This window comes from Natronomonas sp. (genome assembly GCF_036625485.1).
Lineage (GTDB): Archaea > Halobacteriota > Halobacteria > Halobacteriales > Haloarculaceae > Natronomonas.
The window spans coordinates 1-8,500 of sequence record NZ_JAZKTR010000110.1; the positions used below are offsets into that span (position 1 = coordinate 1).

General features: G+C 65.6%; 11 protein-coding genes and 1 pseudogene. 8 read left to right on the forward strand and 4 right to left on the reverse strand.

What is annotated here, in order from left to right; genetic code table 11:
- The 4 genes and pseudogenes from V5A53_RS10795 to V5A53_RS10810 form a co-directional block, all read left to right on the forward strand.
- A pseudogene (locus V5A53_RS10795) lies at nt 1-200 on the forward strand (IS6 family transposase); the annotation flags it as partial.
- Nucleotides 201-256: 56 nt separating this feature from the next.
- Entirely contained in the window at nt 257-2,848 is a 2,592-nt protein-coding gene (locus V5A53_RS10800) for a calcium-translocating P-type ATPase, PMCA-type (protein ID WP_332313620.1), read from the forward strand.
- A gap of 42 nt (nt 2,849-2,890) precedes the next feature.
- Nucleotides 2,891-3,178 (forward strand): DUF211 domain-containing protein, encoded by a 288-nt coding sequence (locus V5A53_RS10805; RefSeq protein ID WP_332313621.1) that lies wholly within the window; start codon nt 2,891-2,893, stop codon nt 3,176-3,178.
- Between the two features lie 5 nt (nt 3,179-3,183).
- The gene (locus tag V5A53_RS10810) at nt 3,184-3,765 is read left to right on the forward strand and encodes a VIT1/CCC1 transporter family protein (RefSeq protein ID WP_332313622.1); all 582 of its coding nucleotides are present in this window, start codon (nt 3,184-3,186) and stop codon (nt 3,763-3,765) included.
- Between the two features lie 30 nt (nt 3,766-3,795).
- Here the strand turns inward: V5A53_RS10810 and V5A53_RS10815 are convergent, their stop codons facing one another.
- A complete protein-coding gene (locus tag V5A53_RS10815) occupies nt 3,796-4,344 on the reverse strand; it encodes a hypothetical protein (protein ID WP_332313623.1) in 549 nt (182 codons plus the stop codon).
- 94 nt (nt 4,345-4,438) lie between these two features.
- Nucleotides 4,439-4,753 (reverse strand): cupin domain-containing protein, encoded by a 315-nt coding sequence (locus V5A53_RS10820; protein WP_332313624.1) that lies wholly within the window; start codon nt 4,751-4,753, stop codon nt 4,439-4,441.
- Nucleotides 4,754-4,828: 75 nt separating this feature from the next.
- Here V5A53_RS10820 and V5A53_RS10825 point away from each other — a divergent pair, with 75 nt between their 5' ends.
- From V5A53_RS10825 to V5A53_RS10840, 4 genes are all read left to right on the forward strand, one after another.
- On the forward strand, nt 4,829-5,107 hold the full coding sequence (locus V5A53_RS10825) for a 4a-hydroxytetrahydrobiopterin dehydratase (protein WP_332313625.1): 279 nt from the start codon (nt 4,829-4,831) through the stop codon (nt 5,105-5,107).
- Nucleotides 5,107-5,514: an LWR-salt protein gene (gene lwrS, locus V5A53_RS10830; RefSeq protein WP_332313626.1), complete on the forward strand. Its 408-nt coding sequence runs from the start codon at nt 5,107-5,109 to the stop codon at nt 5,512-5,514. The genes V5A53_RS10825 and lwrS overlap by 1 nt, the downstream gene beginning before the upstream one ends.
- A gap of 226 nt (nt 5,515-5,740) precedes the next feature.
- Nucleotides 5,741-6,376, forward strand: a complete 636-nt coding sequence (locus V5A53_RS10835; protein WP_332313627.1) for an HAD family hydrolase — start codon at nt 5,741-5,743, stop codon at nt 6,374-6,376.
- A gap of 37 nt (nt 6,377-6,413) precedes the next feature.
- Nucleotides 6,414-7,136 carry a CPBP family intramembrane glutamic endopeptidase gene (locus V5A53_RS10840; RefSeq protein WP_332313628.1) on the forward strand — a complete coding sequence of 241 codons (723 nt, stop codon included), beginning with the start codon at nt 6,414-6,416 and terminating at the stop codon, nt 7,134-7,136.
- Nucleotides 7,137-7,151: 15 nt separating this feature from the next.
- Here V5A53_RS10840 and V5A53_RS10845 read toward each other — a convergent pair whose 3' ends face one another.
- Nucleotides 7,152-7,358, reverse strand: a complete 207-nt coding sequence (locus tag V5A53_RS10845) for a hypothetical protein (RefSeq protein WP_332313629.1) — start codon at nt 7,356-7,358, stop codon at nt 7,152-7,154.
- Between the two features lie 68 nt (nt 7,359-7,426).
- Nucleotides 7,427-8,500 (reverse strand): substrate-binding domain-containing protein (locus V5A53_RS10850; RefSeq protein ID WP_332313630.1); only part of this gene is annotated, 1,074 nt, incomplete at its 5' end.

The window sequence follows — 8,500 nt, forward strand, 5'->3', positions numbered from 1 at the left end:
ACTCGTTGAAAGACGCCTGCCGTCGTCACGGCCTCGATTTCAGATACGAAAAACACGGAAATCGGAATAGCGCAGAACGTCTCTTTCGAGAGATAAAACGCAGAACTACCAGTTTCTCAAACTGTTTCAGCAACGCCGAGGCAGGAACTGCTGATGATTGGCTTCGAGCATTCTCCTTCGCATGGAATCAGCTTATCTGAACACTACCCCTCCGGCCCACCGAACTACCATTAGGTGGGAGCGCGAGAACCGAGTCGTGGTCGAAGATCCACAGAGCCAGTCAGCCGATTCGGTCCTGACTGCCTACGAGACGACCGACTCGGGACTGTCGTCGGAGGAGGCACGACAGCGTCTCGACGAATACGGGAAAAACGAGGTAACCCGGGCCAGCGAGCGCACGGCGCTGAGCATCTTCCTCGCGCAGTTCGACAGCGTCCTCATCTGGGTGCTGCTGGCTGCGGCGGCCGTCTCGGTGTCGGCCGGCTACCTCATCGACGCCGGTCTCATCGCCGTCATCGTCGTCGCCAACGGAATATTCGGGTTCGTGCAGGATTACCGCGCCGAGCAGAGTCTCGAGGCGCTTCGGGAGATGGCCGCGCCGACGGCGACCGTCCGTCGGGACGGTGAATCGGTCGACGTCGATGCGACGGAGGTCGTTCCCGGCGACGTCTTCGAACTCGAAAGCGGCGACGTCGTCCCCGCGGATGGCCGACTGCTCGCGGAGACGGACCTCGAGGTCGACGAGGCCTCGCTCACGGGCGAGAGCGAACCGGTCTCGAAGTCCCCGGAACCGGTCGATGCGGACACACCGCTGGCGGAACACACGAGCATGGTTTATAAAGGGACGAACGTCTCCCGGGGAAGCGGCGTCGCCGTCGCCTCGTCGACAGCGATGGAGACCGAGGTCGGGGCAATCGCGGCGGAACTGGCGGCCACCGAGGAGACCGAAACGCCCCTCCAGCGGGAACTGGACGTACTCGGCCGCCGACTCGGTCTCGGCGTGGTCGTGTTGGCCGCACTCGTCGTTCCACTGCTGTTGCTCCGGGGTACGCCCCTAATTCAGGCCGGTCTGACGGCGGTATCGCTGGCGGTCGCCGCCGTCCCCGAGGGCCTTCCGGCCGTGGTGACCCTGACGCTCGCGCTCGGGGTACGGAAGATGGCGGACGAGAACGCGCTCGTCCGCCGCCTGCCCGCCGTAGAGGCGCTGGGCTCCGTCGACGTCATCTGTACCGACAAGACGGGGACGCTCACCGAGGGACAGATGACTGTCAGCAAGGTGTGGGTCAACGACGCCGTCGTCGACGTCGGCGGCGAGGAAAGCGAGACAGAGTCGGCAGACGAACGGGTCGAGTTGCTGTTCCGGGCCGGCGCGCTCTGTAACGATGCGACTCTCGAAGAAGGCGACCCGACCGAGCAAGCCATCGTCGCGGCGGCCGACGACTACGGCTTCGATATCGAGGCGTTGCGCGAGGACAACCCCCGAACCGACGAGATTCCCTTCTCCTCGGAGCGGAAGTGGATGGGAACCGTCCACGACGACGTTGGGTACGTCAAGGGAGCTCCGGAGGTCGTCCTCTCGAATTCCTCGCGCGTACTGACGGCCGACGGGCCGGTAGACCTCACCTCGGAGATGGCCGAGCGCATCGACCAGCAGGTCGGAACGTTCGCGGACGACGCGCTCCGGGTTCTGGCAATCGCCTATGCCGAGGACCCAGAAGACATCGAAAGCGACCTCGTGTTCGTCGGACTGGTCGGGATGATCGACCCCCCGCGAGCGGAAGTTGCAGACGCCCTCGCGGCGACCGGACGCGCCGGCATCGACGTGAAGATGGTGACCGGTGACAACGTCCGCACCGCCGCGGCTATCGCGTCGTCGCTCGGGATGGACCATGAGGTGATGGAGGGCCGCGAGATCGAGGAAATGGACGAGGACACCCTCCGGGAGCACGTCGAATCCGTCGACGTGTTCGCCCGCACCTCACCGGAACACAAGGTGCGAATCCTGCGTGCTCTGCAGGCGAACGACCACGTCGTCGCGATGACGGGCGACGGGGTCAACGACGCCCCGGCGCTGAAGAACGCCGACATCGGCGTCGCGATGGGCATGCGCGGAACCGACGTGGCGAAACACGCCAGCGACGTGATACTCCTCGATGACAACTACTCGACCATCGAGCGAGCCGTCGAGCGCGGCCGGGCCATCTTCGACAACGTCTGGAAGTTCGTCGCCTACCTGCTCAGTGCGAACATCGCCGAGGTAGCCATCGTCTTTCTGGCGTCGCTGTTCGGCTACCTCGTGTTGCCGGCCGTCCAACTGCTGTGGATCAACCTGCTCACCGACGGGTTGCCGGCGCTGGCGCTCGGTGCCGACCCACAGAGCGGCGACGTGATGGAACGACCCCCGCGGGACCCGGATCGGGGAATCATCGACCGACGAATGCTCTCGCTTATCGGCGGCACCGGGACGGTCTCGACCGCCGTCATGCTCGGATTGATGTTCTACACCCTCGGTGGCGCGGCGGCCGTCACGCCGTACGCCATGACGATGGTGTTCACCGGTTTCGTGGTACTCGAGTTCGAGAAACTGTACGTCATCCGCTGGTTCCGTGAGACCCCGACGTTCTCGAACCCGTGGCTCGCGATCGCGGTCGGGACATCGCTTCTGCTCCAACTCGCAATCCTCTACACGCCGGTGGCAGAGTACTTCGGGACGGTACCGCTCGGCCTCGCCGACTGGGGGCTTCTCGGTGCCGTTCTCCTCGTCGCGCTTCCCGGCTATCTCGCTGTCGTCCTTGCGATCGAACGGTTCGTTCCCATCGGTGCGACCACTGGAAACGCCGCCAGTTGAGACCGACGGACGTTTTTAGGGGATCCCGACACATATCGACGTATGGCACCCGTCCGGCGTCTCGTCATCGACGTACTGAAACCGCACGACCCGCCGCTGATCGATTTCACCGACCACGTCACCGAAATCGAGAGCGTCGAGGCGGTGACGGCCTCGCTCATCGAACTCGACAGGGAGGTCCAGAACGTCAAACTGACCTTCGAGGGCGCCGACGTGGATTTCGAGGCCATCGAGGAGGCCGTCGAGAACCTCGGCGGGGCGGTCCACTCCATCGATCAGGTGAGTTCCGGAGAGCACATCGTCACCGACCGCGTCACCTTCCAGGACTGAATCCCGTGGCATCGATCCGGCGGCGACTGCGGCGACTCCTCGGCAAGGAGGACGTCCTCGCGATTTCGCGACGATACTTCATCTCCAACGGGTTCGACGGTACCCTCACGAGCATCGGCGTCATCGTCGGCGCCGTACTCTCCGGTATCCCCGACGGTCTCACCGTCATCAAGATCGGCCTCGGTGCCGCCGTCGGACTCGGCACGTCGGCGGTCTGGAGCGTCTGGGAGATCGAGCGAGCCGAGACCCGCGCCCAGATCGAACGCATCGAACGGGCGATGCTGGTGGACCTCGACGACACCCGTGTCCAGCGGGAACAGACCGGTGCCCGGCTCCTGCACGCGACCCTGAGCGGCCTCGGTCCCATCATCGGCGTCATCGTTCCCCTGACGCCGTTCGCCTTCGAAGGCACCCTCCTCACGATGGAGATGGCCGCAGTCATCGCGGTTTTACTGGGAATCGGCGTGCTGGGGACATTCGGCGCGTATATGGGCTCGATCTCGGGCCAGCGGTGGTACGTCGCCGCCGCACGGATGGGCCTTGCCGGACTGGTCGTCGCCCTGATCAATCTCTTCCTGCCGGGGTGAGAACGGCCACACGGCGCCGTCTTTCGAATACTACTCCGTCGGCGTCCCCGAAACCGTCACGTCTGCACACGCGAGTAGCGTCGTGACGGTCCGGGAGTCGATGTGGCCGTCCTCGAAGACGCCGACCTGTGTCGAGGAACCGTTACAGTCGAACCACGACCGCGAAACCTCGACCGTCTCGCTCGCATCCATCGGCGGCACTCGAATATCGAGCCGGTACGTCGACGGCTCCAGCAGCGAGAACTCGACGGCGGCGTCGGCCGCCAGTTGCGTGGTGAGTTCGAGGACGGTCCGGTCGTCGGCCACGTCGACGATGCGAACCTCGACGGCAGATGCCTCCGGCATCGCGTTCCACACCGACACGCCGTGCGGTCGGTTGTCCTCCGGGTCGGCGACCCCTTCACGGCTCCCGACGACGAGTTCCGTCCGTACCTCCGTCGGGTCGAAGGAGTCGAGGTCGGGGCTGTCGGCGCCATCGTCGGTTCGCTCGTGAGTGGCATCCGCCGGAATCGGGAGCCGACCCACGAGCGGGGCGGACAGCGCGGTCCCGGCGCCGGCAAGGAGGGTTCGGCGGTTCATATCCGACCGTTCGGCCGGGACGGCATAAGCTATCTCGAAGCTCAAAGAGTCGTTTGAACGGTCCGTTTCGAGGGGCTACTCGCTCGCTATCGCGTCAGGGCAGGGGACAGAGACTCGCCGTCAGAAGGGCGCGCTCGTCGCTTTCGTTTCGCGCGCCGTGTTCGACGCCGCGGGTGTTGTGGACGACCGCGGGCGCCGAGACGGTCTCCTCGGAGCCGTCCTGCGTGACGACGACTTCGCCTTCCAGCAGGTGGAAGACGTTCTCGCAGTCGTCGTGGACGTGCGGGTCGAAGGCCCCGCCGGGGCCCAGAGCGAACAGTTTCACGAGCACGTCGTCCTCGACGACGAGTTCGGCGGTCTCCACCTCGCCCGCGCCGGGGTCGATGTCGGGCAGTTCGTTCATCGTCATACCGGCCGTTTCGGCGCGACCCTTATAAATCGGTCCGCGCGTGGTTTTATCGGGCAGGCGCGCGACCGTTCACGTATGAGCGACCTGCTATCCGACGACGAACTCGAGGCACAGCTCCCCGACGGCTGGCACCGCGAAGACGAGGAGATCGTCCGCACCTTCGGCTTCGACTCGTATCTGGAGGGCGTCGGCTTCGCCGCCGGCGCGGGCGGCCTCGCCGAAGAGGCCTTCCACCACCCCGAGATGACCATCGGCTGGCAGGAAGTCGAGGTACGACTGACGACCCACGACGCCGGTGGAATCACCGAGAAAGACATCGACCTCGCCGAACGGTTCAACGAACTCGCGGACTGATGGCCAGCGACACCGACGCGGACGGCGACTCCGGCCCGGACGCGGAGTACCTCTTCAAGGTTCAACTGTATCTCGACGCCGAGGCCCCGGACGTGTGGCTCGACCCCGCTATCACCGAAACGACGATGCACAAGGCCGCTGCCGAACCGGGCGAGGACGGCTGGATGTTCTTCCGGGACAACCTCTGGCGCGGCGAGATCAACAACTACGACCACACCCGCCGACTGGCCGAGGAAGCCCTCGGCATGGAGGTCCGCTCCATCGAGTTCCGCGAGTTGCGGGCCAGCGAGGCCTACTACGAGGCGCTTCAGGACGAAATCGGCGACCACCTCGACGCCTTCAAGGCCGACGATGCGGCGGAAGTCGTCAAGAAGTACCTCGGCTCGCGCGTCCACGTCCGGGAGTAGGTCTAAGGCGGTTTGCCCGTCGCGTCGGCGACGCCGACCCGATTAAACAGGGATTACCAGCACTCCGAACCGAATCACGAAGCGACGACTACATCGTCGCCGAAGAAGAGGGCATCCGGCTGGTGTGGGGTACACCCACGCCGCCGCAGAAGTCATCGACTAATCGATGACTGTCTTTCAACGTTCCCGAAAGCACTTAACAACCAATCGCCTATTTATGTCCCCTATGACCGCATCGCCATACGACTACTGGGCGTTCGACCTCGACGGCACGCTCATCGACGTGGAACCCGACTACGTCTACGACGTCTTCGACCGCGTCGGCGACCGCATCGGCTACGGCTTCACCGACGAGCAGGCCCACGCGATCTGGCACGGCCTCGGCGGTTTCCGGAACGACCAACTGGAGGCGTGGGGCGTCGACACCGAGGCGTTCTGGGACGCCTTCCACGCCGAGGAGGACCCACGGGCCCGCGCCGAGGCGACCTACCTCTACGACGACGCGGCCGTCGTGGGCGACCTCGAGGGGCCGACGGTACTCGTCACCCATTGTCAGGAGTACCTCACCGACCCGGTCCTCGATACGCTCGACATCCGCGATTGGTTCGACGCCATCGTCTGCTGTACCGAGGAAACCGGCTGGAAACCCGACCCAGAGCCGGTCAACATGGCGCTTCACGCCGCCGGCGCCGACGACGGCGACGGCGTCCTCCTCGGCGACGGCCCACAGGACGTGGGCGCCGCGTGGAACGCTGGCCTCGACGGTGCACACATCGAGCGCCACGGCCACGAACGGCGCGGTATGTGCGTCGTCGGCGACCACCGCCTCGAACGCGTCGACGAACTCGTTTCCGGATCCTGACGAAATTTTTAGGGGACTGCGCTCGGTTCCCCCCGCTATGCCCTCCACACCCGATCTGACGGCGGAGTCGCTATACTCGACGGTCGAACCGCTTTCGGACCGCGTCGTTCTCGCCGCTATCGCTTCGGTTTCGCCGATCGTACTGACCAGCCTGCTCATCGCCGGCTACGTCGGCGTCAACGGCCCCGGGACGGAGGTCTCTCGACTGGTTGTCGACACGTCCTATGGCGTCTCCGCATTGGCTGTCATCGGCGGCGTTTTCGTCACCTTGACCGACGCCGAATGGCGTGCGGCCATGCCTTTCGAGGCGCCGTCACGGAGCGAACTTGGCTGGACGCTCGCCTGTTTACCGCTCGCTATCGGCGCCTTTCTCGTCGGTAGTATGGCCGGTGAACTGCTCGGCTTCGAACTCTCCGGCGTCGGTTATTCGCTTTCGGATACGCTCACGCTCGGGGCGGTCGTCTTCGGTGGCGTCGTCGTCGCGCCGCTGGTCGAGGAACTGCTCTTTCGGGGCCTGTTGTTGGGAAGTCTGCTCGACCGTGGGCTCTCGCCGCTTTCGGCCGGCGCGGCGTCGGTGCTGCTCTTTGCGGCGATACACATCGTCTCGCTGGGACCGGCGGGCGTCCTCGCCATCGCGACGTGGGCGGTCTTTCCGACGCTGTTGCGCCTCAAATTCGACAATCTAGCGGGCGCGTGGCTACTGCATCTCGCAAACAACCTCTGGGCCTACGTCGTCGTGGTCGCCCTCGGGTGGGCCTGAGGTTCGTATGAAGTATCAGTCGTAGAGTTCGTCCGAAAGCGGGAGTTCGAAGTCGCCCTCCTCGACGCTTTCGACTTTCGCATCGAGTTCGAGCGCCTCGCTACAGTCCGGACACGGCAACGCCAGTTTGACGTGGACGTCACCATCCGCCTCGTGGAATTCGAGGATATCGGCGTCGCCCGGGTGCAGGTACTCCACGTCGAGGTCGTGGTCACAGGACATGATAAGACGGTCACGCCGAAGCGCGTTAAAAGTATAGGGCGCGTCCCTCAGGCCGGGACGGGTATCGGCTATCGGGCTTCGTACCCCGGCAGGTCAGCGAGGACGGACCCAGCGCCTTCCACGGCGTCGGCAAGCGACCGAACGCCGGGTTTGTCGGCCCGGTCTTCGGCAGCGAAAACGCGGACGGCCTCCTCGCCGCAGGACACGAAGCCCATCCCGAGCCCCTCGGCGGTCGCCCGAAGGCCGAGACCGGCGTCGGCCTTCCCCGCGAGTACCTTCCGAGCGGGCGATTCGTGGGCCCGCACCGCGAAATCGAAGCCGTCGATGGCCTCGACGATGTCGTGGCGGTCGACGCCCCGTTCGTCGGCGAGATCGGCGACGGCGTTGCCGAGCGTCGTCCGCAGACCGGCGTCGGCCGTCCGGTTGACGAACCGAACGTCCTCGTCTACGAGGTCGGCGAGGCCGTCGACGTCCTGCGGGTTGTCGGCGGGCACGACCAGCCCCCACTCGCGGCTCCAGCCGCCGAGTTCGACCGCGCCGTCGGGTTCCGTCTCACCGGTCGTGACGGCAACGTCCGTCACGCCGTCACGGAGCCGGCGAAGCCCCTGCCGCGCGCCGACCGAGAGATACCGTGGTCGGTCGACGCTATCGAGCACCCGTGAGAGCGCGGGGTCGTCCTCGCCGGCGCCGAAGACCGCGGGCGCGCGCACCTCCGTCGAGAACAACTGCACCTCGACGCGTTCGCCCTTGTCGAGATACTCCACGTCCGGCGGGACGGCGACGACGCCGTCGGCTTCCACGAGACTCGTCGTCGCGCCGCTGCCCTTGTCGACGGGGTAGACGAGCGTGTTCCCCTCACCGTCCTCTACGAGACCGGCGGGCATGTAGCGCAGGCGACCCTCGCTGTACCGCTCGCGAACCGCCATCGCGCCCTCGATGGTCGCTGTCTTGGGGTCGGGCAAGCCGGCGGCCTCCCGAATCGCGGGTGCGACGAACGTCCGGAAGATGGTCAGCGCCGAGACGGGATAGCCCGGAAGGCCGACGTAGGCCGACCCCTTCAGTCGGCCGACGAGCATCGGCTTGCCGGGTTTGACCGCGACGCCGTGCAACAGGAGTTCGCCCGTCTCCTCGACGACGCGGTA

Excerpts from the sequence above, each read along its gene's own strand:
- V5A53_RS10840 (WP_332313628.1), top strand. The coding sequence starts at position 6,414 with ATGCCCTCCACACCCGATCTGACGGCGGAGTCGCTATACTCGACGGTC.
- lwrS (WP_332313626.1), top strand. The coding sequence starts at position 5,107 with ATGGCCAGCGACACCGACGCGGACGGCGACTCCGGCCCGGACGCGGAG.
- V5A53_RS10825 (WP_332313625.1), top strand. The coding sequence starts at position 4,829 with ATGAGCGACCTGCTATCCGACGACGAACTCGAGGCACAGCTCCCCGAC.
- V5A53_RS10815 (WP_332313623.1), bottom strand. The coding sequence starts at position 4,344 with ATGAACCGCCGAACCCTCCTTGCCGGCGCCGGGACCGCGCTGTCCGCC.
- V5A53_RS10820 (WP_332313624.1), bottom strand. The coding sequence starts at position 4,753 with ATGACGATGAACGAACTGCCCGACATCGACCCCGGCGCGGGCGAGGTG.
- V5A53_RS10835 (WP_332313627.1), top strand. The coding sequence starts at position 5,741 with ATGACCGCATCGCCATACGACTACTGGGCGTTCGACCTCGACGGCACG.
- V5A53_RS10845 (WP_332313629.1), bottom strand. The coding sequence starts at position 7,358 with ATGTCCTGTGACCACGACCTCGACGTGGAGTACCTGCACCCGGGCGAC.
- V5A53_RS10805 (WP_332313621.1), top strand. The coding sequence starts at position 2,891 with ATGGCACCCGTCCGGCGTCTCGTCATCGACGTACTGAAACCGCACGAC.